Here is a 16,552-nt window from a genome sequence, read left to right as displayed (position 1 = left end):
GCACCACGGACTCATCAGCCAGGAGGGTGCCCACGGATTCCAGGGTGCGCTCCAACGTCCCTGTGGCCACCGGACTGGCCTCAACGACCGTTGGCGGCGGCTCTGCTGCAAATGCTGCGGGGACACAGAAAATAACCAGAAAAAGAAATAGCAGTTTTTCAGTCATACCCGATCCTAGGAGCTGTCTCCCTCCCACTCAAGAGGTTCTGCGTCCCTGTACTCCCGCCAGGGTAATTCCACAGAGACCCTGCCGCACCATGGCAGAGACCTGTATCTGTGAATCCGGATCAGTACAGTAAAGGGGTTATTCCGTGAAAGACTCCATTTTCAGGAACTATGGATTTCTGTGGGTCACCGCTGGGTTTTTCCTGATCTCGCTGGCCGGGCACTGGATCTTCGGATGGTTTGCATATCTGGATGAACAGCAGGCCCTGGGCCTGCCTCCGGAGCTGTCCGGATATACGGTAGAGATGCTGCGCGACACGCTGGAAAACTGGCAGTCGGAATTCCTGCAGCTGATCTGGCAGGTGGCGGGGCTGGCCATGCTGCTGCACGTGGGTTCGCCCCAGTCCAAGGAAGGCGATGACCGGGTCGAGGCCAAGATCGACGCCATCCTTCTGAAAGTGGATCCGTACGCGACAGAAACCATCCGGAAAATCGACGATGCCTATCAGGGCCGCCATACGGATCCGTTCTGGTCGGGGAATGTCCCCGGAGGACAAGAAAAAGAACAAAACTAGAACATTTCCCTGGTTTTGTGTATGGTCTGATTCATGACACAGGATCATGAATCGAAATGTCCCGTGCTGCGCGGACGGGGCAGCAATCTCAACCCGGCGGGCCGCTATGAAACAGAAGCCCGGTCGGTGGACGGAGAATACCTGGATATCCTGGCGCAGGAAGAAAACCTGGAAGACGGGATCCAGGTGGAAACGCGCATCCACAGGGACACCAGCCGCTCGGTCATCTCCACCAACGACAGCCCGGACGTGGGGATGGAGGCGACCCTCAATCCCTACCGGGGGTGCGAGCACGGGTGCATCTACTGCTATGCCCGCCCAACCCACGAGTATCTGGGCCTGTCCGCCGGCGTGGATTTCGAGAGCCGGATCTTCGTCAAGGAAGACGCGGCCCGGCTGCTGGAGCATGAGCTGGCCTCGAAATCATGGATGCCGAAAGTCATTACCCTGAGCGGCGTAACGGACGCGTATCAGCCGCTGGAGAAAAAGCTGTCCATCACGCGGTCGTGCCTGGAAGTGCTGCGCGATTTTCGCAACCCGGCCGCCATCATTACCAAGAACGCCCTGGTCCTGCGGGATGCGGATATCTTCCAGGACATGGCGGCGTGGAACGGGATCTGCGTGAACATCTCGGTCACCACCCTGGACCGGGAACTGGCCCGGAAGATGGAGCCCCGGGCTTCGCAACCCGCCCTGCGTCTGAAAGCCATCGAGACTTTGGCCGGCAAGGGTATTCCGGTCAACGTGATGGTCGGCCCGGTCCTGCCTGGGCTGACGGACCACGAGATTCCGGCTATCCTGAAAAGCGTCGCGGATGCGGGAGCCAACAGCGCATACTACACCATGCTGCGCCTGCCGTACGGGGTGAAGGATCTTTTCACCCGGTGGATGGAGGACAATTACCCGCAGCGGGCCGCGAAGGTCCTGGGCCATGTGCGCGATGTGAGGGATGGCAAGCTGAACAATTCAGACTTCGGATCCCGCATGCGTGGCACCGGCGCCCACGCCGACAAGGTCGCCAACCTGTTCCGCATGTTCAGGAAGCGGCACGGCCTGGACCGCCCCTTTCCGTCCCTGTCGACGCATCACTTCCGCCGCAACACCCGCAGCCCCCAGGGAGATCTGTTCTCATGAGAACAACTGTCAGGGAGCTGTACCCCACAGCTTGCACAGCCGTATCCCGGCACCGACAGCCTGTTCTTCAGAAAGAGGTCTGAAACTGATCCCGTCCGGTCCCAGGTCCGCGTTGACCTGCTGCAGTTCAGGAGCCTGCAGCGGCTGTCCGTTCACAGTAGAGCGACCGTCACAGGGAGCCTGATACCTGTCCGTGGACGAGAACACGTTCCAGGCGCACCGGGAATGAACCGTATTGAGATCAGCTGCCGGATTCCAGTCTGTCACAGGGCCTGCGGGAACAGGAGGCTCTGCGCCCGGCACACAGCCCGGCGCCGGCTCATACCACTGGACAATGTCATGGGCCGCAGCCGCCGGGAACCAGGTGAAATTCCCGTTCTCCGCCCCCAGGCGCAGGGTGCTGGTCTCCCAGGAAGTATCCCCGTTTTCCAGGGCCTGTTTTCTGGCCGGATACCCGACCCGGTCCAGAAACCGCTGCAGGTCAGAATTGGGGACATAGCGGGTCAGGCAGGCCTGTTCAGGCGCGGACAGAAAGCTCACGGGATATGTCTGGACAGCCCCGCGGCGCATGATCGAGACCGTATCCTGTCCCTCCCCGATTACCAGGACAAAGGGCGTCCCCGGCGCCAGCTGGAGACAGTTCCCGTTGCCTGTGTAATCGCCATGGACACGGACGATGACCACACGGGCAGGCTTTCCGGAGGCCACCGGATGGGCGGGACAATCGACAGAGGAAGAGCTGGCATAGCCGGAATCTTCCCGCCACGCAGACAGGGGGCCAGAGGCGCACTGAGGCAGGGTAGAGAGGTCAAAGCGCTGCGGCGGGCTGCCAGTGGCGGTAAACTCCCCGGCCAGGATCCCTTCCGGCGGCCGGGACGGAGACCAGTACGAAGGAAGCTCGCCTTCCAGACCGGGCTCTTTGCGTGAGGCCGGAACGCCACCGCCCTGCCGGTCTTCTGAACCAGGCCCGCACCCGGAAAGCCAGAAAAGCGCCGCTGCAAGCCATGATCCGGACCGTCCCATAAAACCCTCCCTGATAAAACCGGCGGGATTTTATCAGAGCGGCTGTGGCTTCCGGGATCAGCCTATGGGCAAACCGAAAGGCTATTCGGGAGTATTGCTTCCGGACGGACGTGTCTACAGGCCAAGGGCTGTGACAGACAGCTCCGGAGTTTTCCGGGCACCAGACCCAGAGGGAATGAGTGGCAGGGAAGACCCGCCATGGGCAAGGCTTTCCCTGATATAATATTCCCATGAAGGTGGACCGCCCGAAGCGTCAGCCGGGTTTCGGGCCAGAAGCTTTTCCAGAGTCTCTCCGGTGGTTGCCCAGATCACTCCCGGAATTGAAAACCACAAAGGTCACATTTCACCCCCACGCCTTCACGAACTCATCCAGGAAGGATTTCAGTTTTTCCTCGGTCTCTTTCGACAGCTGTTTTTCCGTGCGGATGGCGTTCAGGATCGCTGCACCGCGGCCGCGCATGTCGGACAGCAGGCGGGCCTCGAAGCGGGTCACATCGTCGACCTTCACCTTGTCCAGATATCCGCGCGTGCCGGCATAGATGGCCACCACCTGTTCCTCCACCGGCAGGGGGGAGAACTGGGGCTGTTTCAGAAGCTCGGTCAGGCGCGCGCCGCGGTTCAGCAGGCGCTGGGTCGCCGCGTCGAGGTCCGAGGCAAACTGGGCAAAGGCGGCCATCTCGCGGTACTGGGCCAACTCGAGCTTGATCGAGCCCGCCACCTGTTTCATGGCCTTGATCTGCGCCGCCGAGCCTACGCGCGACACCGAGATACCCACGTTGATGGCCGGCCGGATGCCCTTGTAGAACAGGCTGGTTTCCAGAAAGATCTGGCCGTCGGTGATGGAAATCACGTTGGTGGGAATATAGGCGGACACGTCGCCGGCCTGGGTCTCGATCACCGGCAGCGCGGTCAGCGAGCCCGCGCCTTTGGCGTCGGACATTTTCGCAGCGCGTTCCAGCAGGCGGGAGTGGAGATAGAACACGTCGCCGGGATAGGCCTCGCGGCCCGGCGGACGGCGCAGCAGCAGGGACATCTGGCGATAGGCCACGGCCTGCTTGGACAGATCGTCATAGATGATCAGCGCGTGCATGCCGTTGTCGCGGAAATATTCACCCATGGCACAGCCGGTATAGGGCGCCAGGAACTGCAGCGGCGCGGGATCGGACGCCGTGGCGGCTACCACGATGGTGTAGTCCATGGCCCCGGCGTCTTCCAGGGTCTTGACGATCTGGGCGACGGTCGAGCGCTTCTGCCCGATGGCCACATAGATGCAGTACAGTTTCTGCTTTTCGTCCGTGCCGGCGTGGGCGGCCTTCTGGTTGAGAATAGTGTCGATGGCCACCGCTGTCTTGCCAGTCTGGCGGTCGCCGATGATCAGCTCCCGCTGGCCACGGCCGATGGGCACCAGTGTGTCGATGGCCTTGAGGCCCGTCTGCGTGGGCTCGTGCACTGATTTACGCGGAATGACGCCCGGAGCCTTGACCTCGGCACGGCGCATTTCGATGTTTTTCAGCGGACCCTTGCCATCGATGGGATTGCCGAGGCCATCCACCACACGGCCCAGCAGGCCACGGCCCACGGGTACGTCCACGATCTTTCCGGTGCGTTTGACCGTATCGCCTTCCTTGATGTCCCGGTCGTTGCCGAAGATCACCACGCCCACGTTGTCCGCTTCCAGGTTCAGGGCCATGCCCTTGATTCCGCCGGGGAACTCCACCATCTCCCCCGCCTGTACATTGTCGAGGCCGAACACGCGGGCAACGCCGTCACCGACGGAGAGGACCTGGCCCACTTCCGATACCTCGGCACCGGCCACAAAACCGGCAATCTGGTCCTTGATGACCCTGGAGATTTCTGCGGCGCGGATGTCCATCAGGCAGTCCCTTTCATGGTATGTTCAAGACGCTGCAACCGGGTGCGCAGCGAGGTGTCGATGAGCGTGGATCCGGTCTGCACGACCATGCCCCCCAGCAGGCCGGGATCGGCGGATGTGGACAGCCGGACCCGGCCACCCAGTGATTTTTCCAGGGTCTCCCGGACCCTTGCTTCCTGACCGGAAGTGAGAGGCGTCGCTGTTTTCACAGACACGGTTTTTTCGCCCGCATGGTCGGCCCGGATGGCCTGGAAGATCCGGATGATGGCAGGCAGGACATCCAGACGCCCGCCGCGGGCCACAACGCCCAGGAACGAGCGGACAAGGGCAGAAAGCCCGGCATGTTTTGCCACCGCCTCAACGGCCTGGACGCGGGCCTTGCGGGATATGAGGGGACTTCTGGTCAGGGCCTGCATGTCAGGGCTGGAGCGAATCAGGTCAAGAAGGGCGGACAGATCCTTTTCCACGGCGTCCAGGGCATTCTGCTCCCGCGCCAGGTCAAACAGGGCGATGGCATAGCGGGCCTCGAGCCCGTGATATCCTGTCAGTGCCACCGCGGTTTTCCTCCTGTATTTCGTGGGGGTCCAATAACACAGGGAAAGCCGGGAATGCAACAGGCGCCGAACCCGGTCCCGGGATGCCGTTCCATAACTGCACCGGTTGCACTGTAATCCCACCATAACTGCACGGTAACTGCACCGTAATCCCACCACCGGGCATGCTGTGCCTGTCTGGCTTTCCGGGGTTTTGGGGGTTTTAACTGCACCCTGCCGGGTGGAGTGCAGTGGACTGTTTTTCGAATGTGTAAGCAAACCTTATCATTTGTTATCATTTCCTGGTGGTTGTGGCGAACCTCGTGCTTTTGCCCGTCATCCCGGGCTTGACCCGGGATCCAGTCTGCCGTGCCCCGGATCAAGTCCGGGGCAGGCCCGCACGGCGCGCGGACGCACTTCTGGATGCCAGCTTTCGCTGGCATGACAGACGGGTTCCCTTGCGGGAGAGGGGGGCGCCCCAAGGTCAAATGAGGCGGCACAGAAAACAGCACACAGAAACCTGAAACCACAACCTTTTCCTGTTTTTTGCCCCGGATATGCAACTAACATGCAACTGCCGGTTGTATCCTGATGGCAAAAGGTCTAGAAGAGGATCGTTTTGACACAGAGGAATAAAAAAATGCCCGAATATACTCTTTCCGGTTCCACTTCTTCCGCAACGTATACGCGCCGGTGGCTTGTCCAGGTCATGGCCAGGATGGCCGCCCTGGGAAGCGTTTCTGCATGCACCGGAAAAAAAGAACTTTTGTCACCTGAAAAATGCGCAGACCTTCTCAAGACACTTGGCGGGGAAGGTGCGTCCATCAGGGAGACGGCCTTTCAGCTGGTTCGGCAGGCCCAGAGCTGGGTGGTGAATGCTGTCACCTCGACCTTCCCGCGTAATCCGGAGAATTATTCGGAGTATTACGCCGAAAGGGCCCGGACCGCACGGGGGCAGGTTGAGACCCTGAAAGAATCCCTGGACGGAAAAACAAAAAATCATGACAGGCTGATGGAAGATTACCAGAACGGCGGATGCCCGGAGGAAGACTGTCCGGATCAGGTGGCCGGACTGATGAAAAAGGCCCAGGCTGTGCTTTCATGGGCGAAAAAGTTCCAGGATGCGCTGGATGAGCCGGCGAACGCGCTGAACCGCACACCTCCCGGAGGGCGTGGATCTATCCTGAGAAGCTTCAGCACAGCCCTCAGGAGCTATGTTACTGCTGCCCTGGACGATCTGCGGCAGCAATGCACCGAAACTCCCACGCGTGAACAACTGGCGGAAATATCGGTCAACGCCCGTCTTATTGAAACGCATCTGGCCAGCGCTGTTGTCAAGGGCAGTCGCGCTGATCTGCAGGCCGTTCTCGACCACTGGTCAGACCTGAACTACAAACCCCCGGCCCCTGACCTTGAGGTGGAATACCAGATACAGAATTATGAGCGGGACCTGATCCGCGTTCCCGGCGGCGTCCTTGAAGAACCGGCACAGCAACAGCAAAAACGGAGAAAACCGGGCATGTAGCCGGATTCCGGGAGAACTCTGCGAAAGTCCATCGTTGTCATCCCGACCGAGGCCCGCAGGCCGGGTCCGGAATCCTGACCGTAAACACAGCCCCTTTCACCTGACCATCGGGCCCGGTGCGGTTGCGGGCCTGGATGGTACCGCCGTGGGCCCCGACGATCTGGCGGGAAATGCTGAGGCCGAGGCCCGAATGGGAACCGAATTCCTCTCCCGCCGGGCGTTCCGTGTAGAACCTTTCAAAGATCGCCTCTTCCTTGCCGGGAATAATGCCGGGGCCGTCGTCCTCGACAGTGATTTCTGCCATACCGGCGGACAGACGGCCCGAGATCCGCACCCCGCCGCCAGGGGGTGAAAAGGACACGGCGTTCTGCAGCAGATTCCGGAACACCTGCATCAGCCGGGATTCCATGCCCGTGACCTTCAGGGGCCGTTTCGGGATATCCAGAGTCACCGGGACCTTTTCTTCCTCCCCCGTTCCCTGGTGGATATCCACCAGGGCGGACAGCAGGTCACCCATATCCACAGGGGCAAACTGCGCCCGGCTCAGCTCCGCGTCCAGGCGGGACGCGCTGGAGATATCGCTGATCAGGCGGTCCATGCGCCGCACATCGTGGCCGATGATCTCCAGCAGCTTTTCCTGCCGCGCCGGATCCCGGACCCGGCCTACGGTTTCCACCGCACTGCGCAGGGAACACAGGGGGTTCTTGAGTTCATGCGCCACATCCGCGGCGAACTGTTCGATGGCATCCATGCGGTCCCACAGGGCCCCGGTCATCTCGCGCAATGACCGGGACAGATCCCCGATCTCGTCCCGGCGGGCAGTATAGTCCGGGATGGTCTGCTGGCGGCTGAGGCCGTGGCGCACGCTGTCGGCGGCATGGGCCAGCCCCCGGATGGGCCGGACGATGGCCCGCCCCAGGTACAGGGACAGAAGGGTGGTCAGGGCCAGCGCTCCCAGCGAGACCTTCAGGATATCCTGGCGCACGGCCCCCAGGGCCCGCGCGATGGACCGCCCGTCGCGGGACAGAAGGACCGCACCCAGGACCTTCTTGTAACGCTGGACCGGAACCGCCACGGTCACCATCAGGCCGTTCTCGCGCAGCTTCCAGACAGAGGCTCCGGGCTCGCCATCCAGCGCCCGGCGCAGGTCCGGGTTCCGGTGGATATCATGCAGCAGGCTTTCCTGGAACAGGGGAAAGGACCGGCGGGTTCCGGGCAGGAAATCCAGCACATCCCCCAGTTCCCTGTAAAAGGCATTCATGGGGCGCCTGGTCTCGGGGGGCGGCAGGGGCTCGACCTCGATCCCCTCGCCGATTATGCGGCTGTCCACCGCCAGCGTTCCGTCCTCCAGAAACAACCTTGTACGGGCGTCTGTTTCCTCCACCAGACGGCGGATCATGGGCCGGGCCAGGTCCAGATCGATCTCGCTTCTTTCCGCCGGACCGCGGACCACCGTTCCCTCGGCCAGTGCGGCCGCAACAATGCGCGCCTGGTTCAGCAGGGCCTGGCGCTCGGCCCGCACCAGCTGGTCCTGATAGCGCTCCAGATACAGGACGCCACCCGCCAGCAGGACCAGGGCGATCATGTTCACCGCCAGGATCCTCAGGGTCAACCGTGACACGGGAAAGGCAGCGCGCATCATGGCTGGCTCCGCTCCAGCAGGCAGGCATCGCCGTACGAGAAAAACCGGAAATTCTCCCGGATCGCATGGGCGTACAACTCCCGGATCCGCTCTGTTCCCGCAAAGGCGCAAACCAGCATGAACAGGGTCGAACGGGGCAGGTGAAAATTGGTCATCAGGACGTCCACACAGCGAAAGCCATATCCTGGCAGGATAAAGATATCCGTCTCTCCGGCATAGGGGTGAACAGCGCCACTGGCCCCCGCGGCTGTTTCCAGGATACGCAGGGACGTGGTGCCCACCGCCACGATGCGGCCGCCCCGGGCGCGGGTTTCGTTCACCCGCCGGGCCGTTTCTGCCGGAACTTCTCCGTATTCGCTGTGCATGACGTGGTCACGCACATCCTCTGTCTTCACGGGCAGGAAGGTTCCGGCCCCCACATGCAGGGTGACGGGAGCGGTGCGAATGCCTTTTTGCGCCAGTTTTTCCAGAAGCTCCGGCGTGAAGTGGAGGCCCGCCGTGGGCGCGGCCACGGCCCCTTCCCGGCTGGAAAACACGGTCTGGTAGTCCGCGGTATCGCTTTTCTGCGGCCCCTGTGGCCGTGGAATATAGGGCGGCAGGGGCATGGTGCCGTGTTGCTCCAGCGCTTTCACAAGATCAGATCCGGCGCAGGAAAAGGACAGGGTCACCTCGCCCCCGTCCCGGTCGGTGACAGCGGCACTGAACCCGTCGGCAAAGACTGCCGTATCGCCTGTTTTCAGCCGTTTTGCAGGCCGGGCAAAGGCTTTCCAGCAGCGTTCATCCAGCCGCCGGTGCAGGGTCACCTCGACCCTGGCCTCCCCGCGCTTTCCGGACAGGCGGGCCGGAATGACCCGCGTGTCATTGAACACCAGCAGGTCGTCGGGGCACAGAAGGGCCGGCAGGTCCCGCACGTGCCGGTCCTGCAGCGGCTGCCCTGCCGGCAGGCAGAGCATGCGGGCGCTGTCCCGCGGACTGGCCGGCGCGGCCGCAATGCGCTCCGGCGGCAGGTCAAAATCAAAATCGCCGGTCTTCATCAAACCTGGAAGCTTTCCCCACAGCCGCACCGGCCTTTTTCGTTGGGATTGCGGAACACAAAGGAGGATTGCAGGCCGTCATCCGTGTAATCCATCTGCGAGCCTGCCAGGAACATGACAGCCGCAGCGTCCACGATGACTGTCACGCCCTTCTCCCGGATTACCTCGTCCGCCGGCTGGACCCGGCTGTCAAAAGTCATAGTGTAGGTCATACCGGAACAGCCCCGGGCACGCACGCCGATCCGCAGGCCCACCGTGCCCGGGTCCGCTGTCTCCATCAGGGTCCGGATGCGCTGTGCGGCGGCATCGGTCATGGTCATGATGGCCTTGCCCCCGGGGGCGGAGGATGAAGGAGAGGCAGAAGGCATGGCGCAGGATGTCACGGGACTTTCCTCCATGGACAGAATCGGGGATTATCATAGCATGAATGCTGCCGGAACGGAATTTTTTGCGCATGTTGCGCGCAAGTAAAGCTTCTGGCACCGTGTGGCGGAATTCTTTACCGGAGTTGTGAAAATGACCAGTCTGGCCGCGGATACGGGCGTATCCACCGCGAATCCCCTGGATATCGTCGAGGAAATCCTCACCGACCGCCAGTGGTCCTGGGAAAGAACCGCAGATACCGAGGTGGCCATGGAAGTCCACGGCCAGTGGTGTGTCCTGACCATGGCCCTGGTCTGGCATCCGGAGGCCCGGATCCTGCATTTTTCCTGCCACTATGACCTGCGCGTTCCCCCGGGCCGCAAGGTCGCTGTGCACGACCTTCTGGCCACCATCAACGGACGCCTGTGGGCGGGGCATTTCGATCTGGATACGGAAAGCCTGACACCTGCGTTCCGCTATGGCCTGATGCTGCGGGGTACGGACGGCGTCACAGGGCCCCAGGCAGCGGATATACTGGACATGGCCATGGCCGAGTGTGACCGCTTCTACCCCGCATTCCAGTTCGTGATCTGGGGCGGAAAACCCGCCGCCGAGGCCATGAACGCCGCCCTGTTCGAGACTGTGGGTGAGGCCTGATGTTTTCGCTGGTTCTGGCGGGCTGCGGCAATATGGGCAGCGCCCTGCTGGACGGCTGGCTGAAGGCCGGCCTGGTGAAACAGGCCTGTGTGGCCCAGCCCGGCAGCCGGAACCGGGAGAAATACGCCGCTGACCCCCGTGTCCGCTGGTACCCCGGCCTGTCCTCCCTTCCCCTGGATACACCCGTTGACGCCGTTATTCTGGCCGTCAAGCCGCAGATCCTGGACTCTGTCCTGCCCGCCTGCCGCCCGTTTGCGGACAAGGGCATTCCCGTCCTGTCCGTTGCCGCCGGTAAAACCCTGCGCTGGCTGGAGGAACGGCTGGGAGAAAAGGCGCCCGTGGTGCGGGCCATGCCCAATCTGGCCGCCACGGTGGGCCTGTCTGCGACTGTGGCCTGCGCTTCGGCCGCCGTGACACAGGCGCAGCGGGATCTGTGCAGGCGCCTGCTGGAGGCTGTGGGAACGGTGCACTGGATCACGGACGAAAGCCTGATGGATGCGGTAACAGCCCTGTCCGGCAGCGGCCCGGCCTGGGTTTTTCTGCTGGCCGAAACGCTGACACAGGCCGGAACCTGGCTTGGCCTTGCCCCGGATCTGGCGGAAGCGCTGGCCCGGCAGACGATCATCGGCGCCGGGGAATTGCTGCGGCAATCAGGAGAACCGGCGCAGGCCTTGCGTGAAAAGGTCACCAGCCCGCAGGGGACCACGGCTGCGGGCCTTCAGGTTCTCATGAAGGAAGAAGCCCTGCAGACCCTGTTCGACCGGGCCCTTGAGGCCGCAGCGCACAGGGCCGGGGAATTGTCTTCCTGAGCCCTGGAAGTCCTTTTCGAAAACTCTTTTTTGTCATTCCGACCGGAGCGAAGCGGAGTGGAGGAATCCCCTCTGAACAGGAGATCCCTCGACTGCAGGCCATTGCATGGCCTTCCGCTCGGGATGACAATAACGACCTTGAAAGGCCCCTCAAGGAATCGGTTCGCCCCCATCGCCCCAGCAGCGAGGATCATCCGGATGCGTTTCGCAATATGCCGGCGGCGGGCGTGGTGAAGGCGGCGGTGGCGGCACTGTCGGAGGGACAGTGGGCGGTACTGTCGGAGGAACAGTGGGTGGCACTGTCGGGGGAACAGTGGGTGGCACCGTTGGTGGCACTGTCGGAGGGACAGTGGGCGGTACTGTCGGAGGGGCCGGAGGTGTCCAGGCAACTTCGGCCACGATGGCTACGGCACCATTTTCCACAAGCTGGGTCCCTGTACCGTCACGGGGCACGAAAACTTCCCTGGTGGTGGCTGTGCCGGCCATGGTGGCGACAATCCTGCCACCGGACACAATGCCAGCCATGCTGTTGCTGCTGGTGGCCAGCGCCAGGCCCTGGGCAATCTCCACAACGTTCATTTCCTCGGCATTGGTGGGCAGCAGATAGGTCGCCACCAGACGGATTGTGTTGGCTCTGGCAGGATCCGGATCCATGCCCCAGGCAACACGCCAGGCGGCGGAGGGAATGTACCAGGTGGGCAGGAATGTGGCTGGCGGCGGGGTGTTGAAATCAATGGGCGTGGACCGGGGATCGGGATCTGCTGCCCCGATAATGGCCGTGGTGCCCTGGGCGCTGGGTGTGTCAATCGCACGGGAGTTCGCTGTGGCCCACCGTGCGGCAGCCTGATGGAACACTATCATGTTCTGGGCCTGGGACCGGGACTGGCTTTCCTGGTCCTGGCGACGGGCGTCGTCACCGAAAATATACCACCAGGCCCCGAACATCACCATGCCGAAAATGGCAAAAAAAGCGCCGATCCACATGACTGTGCCTCCCGAACGACACGCCGCAAAAAAGAAAAGGCGGCCCTGTCATGATAACAGGACCGCCTCCAGGAAACAATTAACCGCGGAGGGTAAAAGTCCACCGCAGGGAGTTACCTGTCACGCCTGATGCGCATGCAGTGTCGGCAGCCACAGGGCTGGCCGGCAGTGTTACCGTTGCAGATCCTACCTGCATCAACGTCATGCCCACTTCTGTCGGTTCAAAGGCATTGGTAGACACCAGTTCGATGCAGGATTTTTCCGGTACGCCGTTGTAGATAATTGTAAAGGTGGTTCCGCCGTTGGGAACCGTTATAGTCACTGTACCATTCCAGGGATTGGTGACGGTTGTTCCACTGACCATGTTGCCCGGGAAAATGCCTGCGGCAATCAGATTGGCCATGCTGGCGCCATCACCACCGTTCTGGTTGACATACAGATTGCGCATGTTGTGTGCAATCGTCAGTACCTGCCCGTTGGCATCGGCTTCGCGCTTGTTGCTGGTCACAGCAGCATAGGCAAGCCAGATGCCCCCGATAATCAGCGCGATAATGCCGATGACGATAGCCATTTCAAGAAGGCTGAAACCGCGCTGTGAAAGTTGTCTCCGTTTCATGTTCATACCCCGTGCAAGAGTTCAAAGGATTACAGACAGTCTATTTTTATACGCTCTTTTTATTTTCCAGAAGTTAATTTTTCGTTTTTTCTCCGTTTTTCCCGATTTTCCCCTTCTGTTACTCCCGGGCAGGTTTTATCGTGGCCCTGTCATCCGCCCGGTCTGTCAGCCCGGACACAACATCACAACGTAATGTGCAGTCGGGAAATTTCTGCGAAATTCCTCTGCTCTGTCCCTGCCGGGATTTCGGTCGGAATGACAATAACGAACCTTCGCAGAGGTCTCCGCAGAAAAGAAGTACCTGGTTTTCTGTCTTCCTACATCCCTTTCTGGACCGCAGCGGTAATCCCGACGATCGACAGCATGGCCCAGGCAATAACCACGGCCACGGCAATCATACCCATGAAGCGGATGATGGTGGCCTGGGTGTTCAGGGCCTCGGTCTGGTCTTCCAGCCATTCCTTGGTGACGATGTCGATAATCTGCCCCACGTCCCCGCGTTCCGACAGGATTTCCAGATCCAGGGCGAATTCGGGGCTGGGGAAATTCAGGCCTGTGGCCCGCAGCGCCTCGCCCAGGTTTTTGCCTTTCAGGGTTTCCAGGCGGGCCAGGCCGATCCTTTCCCGAAGCCAGGCGCCCCTGGCCTGGGACTCCATGGTTTCCATGGCGCGCCTGAGGGGAACCTGGGCTTTCAGCAGTGCGGACATCCCCAGCATGAAGGTCGCCCCCTGCCAGACCCTGTACCAGCTCCAGGGCGGAATGCGGTCAAACCAGACCCTCACCTTCCCCCGCCAGTGGGGCAGGGCTATGACGATAAAGACAATGAAGGCCACCAGAACACCGATGACCAGCAGGCCCCAGGAGCGGATAAAATCCGACACTGCGCCCAGACCCGCCATCTGCGCCATCACCTGGGGCGGCGCTGACTGGCGCATGGGCTCGATCATTGTTACGCCGAACATCCACAGGATACCAAACAGCAGAAGGCCCAGAAACAGGGGATAGGCTACTGCCCGTGATATGGCTTCCTTCATGGCAGCCGCGGCTGTGTCAATGGTCTGGATCCCTTCCAGGGCCGCAGCCAGGGAGCCGGACTCCTCGCCCGCCCGGATCATCATCAGGTCGCGGTCCGGCAGGGAACCTTCCAGTGCCTCGCTGAACGAGGCCCCGGCCCGGTAGCGCTTCAGCCATTCCCGGATCAGAAGCGCCAAGGGATCAGAAGGCTTTTTTCCGGCCCTGCTGGCATTCAGCCACAGGCGCTCCAGCGCCGGGCCCAAGGGCTCGTTGGCCTTCAGCATGCCGCCCAGCTTGCGATAGGCGCGCCAGCGGAGCTTCTTGCTGGTTTTCAGGGTCAGCCGGGCCCAGGCCAGCTGGATATTGTTCAGATCGAAGTCTGCCATTTGCCCAAGGCTCCTGTCTTGCGTTCAACATCCCTGATTTCCTTTTCGGACGCCAGGGGACCCAGTTCAATCTCGGCGTCGTCGGGGGCTACAATGCCTTTCCTGACCTTGTCCATGGCATGCCAGTGCATGGACATTCCGGACAGCCCCTCCGGCGAAAGCCAGTAGGTCCGTGCCTCCCCCATGTGGTTGGCCTGCAACAGCTCCATCAGCCGGGGATCGGTTTCGATCACCTCGGCCACCACCGTGCGCCCTTGGCGTCCGTTCTGGCAGTGCTCACAGCCTGCAGAATTGGCCACATGGACCTCTGACAGGTCAGAATCCAGATCTTCCGGCACGAGAGTCTCCCCGTGAAGCCGGCCCCGGCGTTCCAGATTCATCAGGATTGTGGCGGCCCGCACCCGCTGGCCCAGCTGTTCCATGGCAACAGAATCCCCCAAGGCCTGCGACAGCGGTATCCTGCAGTGCAGACACAGTTTGCGGATCAGACGTTGCGACATCATGCCGCGCACAAGGTTATGATCATAGGACAGATAGGGTTCAATGCCAAGATCCCTCAGCCTCTGGGGGATGGCGAGGGCCGCATAGACGTGCAGGGTTGTGTACACCTGGCGGCCGGTCATGGCCAGGCGGAACAGGAATGTTGCCGATTCCAGGTCGCGCGTTTCCCCCAGCATGACGATGTCGGGGTCAAGACGCAGGACCGAGCGCATGACGGACGTGAAGATTTCCTGGCGCCGTTCGTCATCATGCACGGCGGAAACACCGATCTGCCTGGATCCGGCGACGCCACCCTCGGGCGGATCCTCGATCTGGATGCAGTTCAGCTCATACCGGGTTTCGGACATACGGCGGTTGAGCATGACACGAAGGGAAGTGGATTTGCCGGCGTTGGTGGGGGCCGCGACAACAATCATCCCGCCGGGCATGCTCCGCAGGTGGCGGATTGTGGCCACCTGCTCAGGAGCGAACCCCAGGGAATCCACGTCCCCCTCGATGTTCCCGGCTCCCATGATATGGACGTTTTCGTACTGCAGACGCATGTCCAGATAGCGCCCCCCGTCCACCAGGGGCATCCACTGGCAGCGGACACCGGAAATCCCCTCGGGCAGGATGATCTTGTCCGCGCCGGACGCCGGCGCCAGCATGGCCGCCTGGGGCTCGAGCCAGTTGGCCGTAACACCCGACTGCGTGGAGGCATGGGACCAGACCGCGGACAGGAACATCTCCCCTTCGCGCTGCGTCCAGGTTTCCACCAGGCGCAGAACCCCGTCCATGCGGAATTCGACCTTGGTCCTGTTGCCCGAGGCCTCAATGTGGATGTCATTGGCTCCGTGATCCCTGCCCCGGCTCAGAAGTTCCATGATGCGGCGGCGGATCCTGTTCTCGTCAAAGGCCACCAGGGAGGCCATTTTCTGGCCATAGAAATACGCCTGCTGGATGAGATCGGGCGTGACATAGCGCGGCTCGTCAATCTTCATGCCCTGGCGCCGGGCCTGTGCCGCCACGCTGGTCACAAGCGGGGAGTTGCGGTGGCTGGCGCTGACCAGCCACTGGCCGTCATCAAACAGGGCGCACAGGTTGCGGCTTTCCGGGGCGACCTTCAGCGGACCGTCAGGAGAGGTCACAAGGGTCCCCCGGAAGACAATGCGGGTCGTCTCCATCTCGGGGCGGATTTTCCACGCACTGCCGGACGGTCTGGATGCAGGAGGGTCAGGCTCTGTCCGGACAGGCAGGGATATACCCCCCTCACCCCCGGAACCTGATCCTGTATTACCCTGCTGTGATGTGTCACGGCTTTCCCGAGGTGTCCCGGTTTCGTCTTCCTGTACAGCAAAACGGACCGCCATGTCCTCCGGCCCCGGGACAGGCTGTCCATCATCCCGGGAAGAGGGTTCTGCAGAACCTGCAGCCCTGAGGGCTGCAGGCCCTTCCGGCATCAGTCCATGATGGTCCGCTCTTCTGGCCGGACGATTTGCCGGAGGTGGACGGGAAGGGCCGGACGTCTGCGGAGGACGCACCGAAGCAGGGGGTCTTTTACCGGCAACACCGGGACGCTGCCCTGAAGGGTGGGGCGCGGTCCGGCTGCCCTGGGGGTGATGAGGAGCATGGCCATGTGGCGGCCGGCTGCCCTTTCCCGCCACGACAGGGGGCCTTCTGTGCCCTGCCGGACCCGGAGGGCGCCCCTTGCTGGCGGTATTTTACTTTTCCTGCAGGAT

The 16,552-nt window shown here is 61.9% G+C and carries 16 protein-coding genes; 5 read left to right on the top strand and 11 right to left on the bottom strand.

Features of this window, described 5'->3' with window-relative positions:
- Positions 1-311 precede the first annotated feature (311 nt).
- Complete coding sequence (locus M3O22_04555) at positions 312-740, top strand: hypothetical protein (protein ID MDP9196029.1); 429 nt, start codon at positions 312-314, stop codon at positions 738-740.
- A gap of 33 nt (positions 741-773) precedes the next feature.
- Complete coding sequence (locus M3O22_04550; protein ID MDP9196028.1) at positions 774-1,874, top strand: PA0069 family radical SAM protein; 1,101 nt, start codon at positions 774-776, stop codon at positions 1,872-1,874.
- A 9-nt stretch (positions 1,875-1,883) separates the two neighbouring features.
- Here M3O22_04550 and M3O22_04545 read toward each other — a convergent pair whose 3' ends face one another.
- From M3O22_04545 to M3O22_04530, 4 genes are all read right to left on the bottom strand, one after another.
- Positions 1,884-2,897: a hypothetical protein gene (locus tag M3O22_04545; GenBank protein ID MDP9196027.1), complete on the bottom strand. Its 1,014-nt coding sequence runs from the start codon at positions 2,895-2,897 to the stop codon at positions 1,884-1,886.
- Between the two features lie 114 nt (positions 2,898-3,011).
- Positions 3,012-3,209: a hypothetical protein gene (locus M3O22_04540; protein MDP9196026.1), complete on the bottom strand. Its 198-nt coding sequence runs from the start codon at positions 3,207-3,209 to the stop codon at positions 3,012-3,014.
- A gap of 31 nt (positions 3,210-3,240) precedes the next feature.
- Positions 3,241-4,770, bottom strand: coding sequence for a F0F1 ATP synthase subunit alpha (atpA, locus tag M3O22_04535; GenBank protein MDP9196025.1), 1,530 nt, complete (start codon positions 4,768-4,770; stop codon positions 3,241-3,243).
- Complete coding sequence (locus M3O22_04530; protein MDP9196024.1) at positions 4,770-5,324, bottom strand: F0F1 ATP synthase subunit delta; 555 nt, start codon at positions 5,322-5,324, stop codon at positions 4,770-4,772. The genes atpA and M3O22_04530 overlap by 1 nt, the downstream gene beginning before the upstream one ends.
- 619 nt (positions 5,325-5,943) lie before the next feature.
- Here M3O22_04530 and M3O22_04525 point away from each other — a divergent pair.
- Positions 5,944-6,828, top strand: a complete 885-nt coding sequence (locus M3O22_04525; GenBank protein ID MDP9196023.1) for a hypothetical protein — start codon at positions 5,944-5,946, stop codon at positions 6,826-6,828.
- 37 nt (positions 6,829-6,865) lie between these two features.
- Here M3O22_04525 and M3O22_04520 read toward each other — a convergent pair whose 3' ends face one another.
- From M3O22_04520 to M3O22_04510, 3 genes are read right to left on the bottom strand one after another with little or no spacing between them, the layout of a single operon-like run.
- Positions 6,866-8,470: a sensor histidine kinase gene (locus tag M3O22_04520; GenBank protein MDP9196022.1), complete on the bottom strand. Its 1,605-nt coding sequence runs from the start codon at positions 8,468-8,470 to the stop codon at positions 6,866-6,868.
- A complete protein-coding gene (gene queA / locus M3O22_04515; GenBank protein MDP9196021.1) occupies positions 8,467-9,504 on the bottom strand; it encodes a tRNA preQ1(34) S-adenosylmethionine ribosyltransferase-isomerase QueA in 1,038 nt (345 codons plus the stop codon). Before queA ends, M3O22_04520 begins: the two co-directional genes overlap by 4 nt.
- A complete protein-coding gene (locus tag M3O22_04510; GenBank protein ID MDP9196020.1) occupies positions 9,504-9,872 on the bottom strand; it encodes an iron-sulfur cluster assembly accessory protein in 369 nt (122 codons plus the stop codon). The genes queA and M3O22_04510 overlap by 1 nt, the downstream gene beginning before the upstream one ends.
- A gap of 148 nt (positions 9,873-10,020) precedes the next feature.
- Here M3O22_04510 and M3O22_04505 point away from each other — a divergent pair, with 148 nt between their 5' ends.
- Complete coding sequence (locus M3O22_04505) at positions 10,021-10,524, top strand: YbjN domain-containing protein (protein MDP9196019.1); 504 nt, start codon at positions 10,021-10,023, stop codon at positions 10,522-10,524.
- On the top strand, positions 10,524-11,333 hold the full coding sequence (gene proC / locus M3O22_04500; protein MDP9196018.1) for a pyrroline-5-carboxylate reductase: 810 nt from the start codon (positions 10,524-10,526) through the stop codon (positions 11,331-11,333). Before M3O22_04505 ends, proC begins: the two co-directional genes overlap by 1 nt.
- Positions 11,334-11,483: 150 nt before the next feature.
- On the opposite strand, the gene M3O22_04495 is transcribed toward proC, so the two are convergent.
- The 4 genes from M3O22_04495 to tadA form a co-directional block, all read right to left on the bottom strand.
- Positions 11,484-12,317, bottom strand: a complete 834-nt coding sequence (locus tag M3O22_04495) for a hypothetical protein (protein MDP9196017.1) — start codon at positions 12,315-12,317, stop codon at positions 11,484-11,486.
- A gap of 79 nt (positions 12,318-12,396) precedes the next feature.
- Entirely contained in the window at positions 12,397-12,933 is a 537-nt protein-coding gene (locus M3O22_04490; protein ID MDP9196016.1) for a prepilin-type N-terminal cleavage/methylation domain-containing protein, read from the bottom strand.
- 317 nt (positions 12,934-13,250) lie between these two features.
- Positions 13,251-14,333 carry a type II secretion system F family protein gene (locus M3O22_04485; GenBank protein MDP9196015.1) on the bottom strand — a complete coding sequence of 361 codons (1,083 nt, stop codon included), beginning with the start codon at positions 14,331-14,333 and terminating at the stop codon, positions 13,251-13,253.
- Positions 14,315-16,183 (bottom strand): Flp pilus assembly complex ATPase component TadA, encoded by a 1,869-nt coding sequence (gene tadA / locus M3O22_04480; GenBank protein MDP9196014.1) that lies wholly within the window; start codon positions 16,181-16,183, stop codon positions 14,315-14,317. The genes M3O22_04485 and tadA overlap by 19 nt, the downstream gene beginning before the upstream one ends.
- Between the last annotated feature and the right edge of the window lie 369 nt (positions 16,184-16,552).

It is taken from the genome of Pseudomonadota bacterium, from assembly GCA_030775045.1.
Classification (GTDB): domain Bacteria; phylum Pseudomonadota; class Alphaproteobacteria; order JALYJY01; family JALYJY01; genus JALYJY01.
This window is presented reverse-complemented; position numbering and strand designations above follow the sequence as displayed.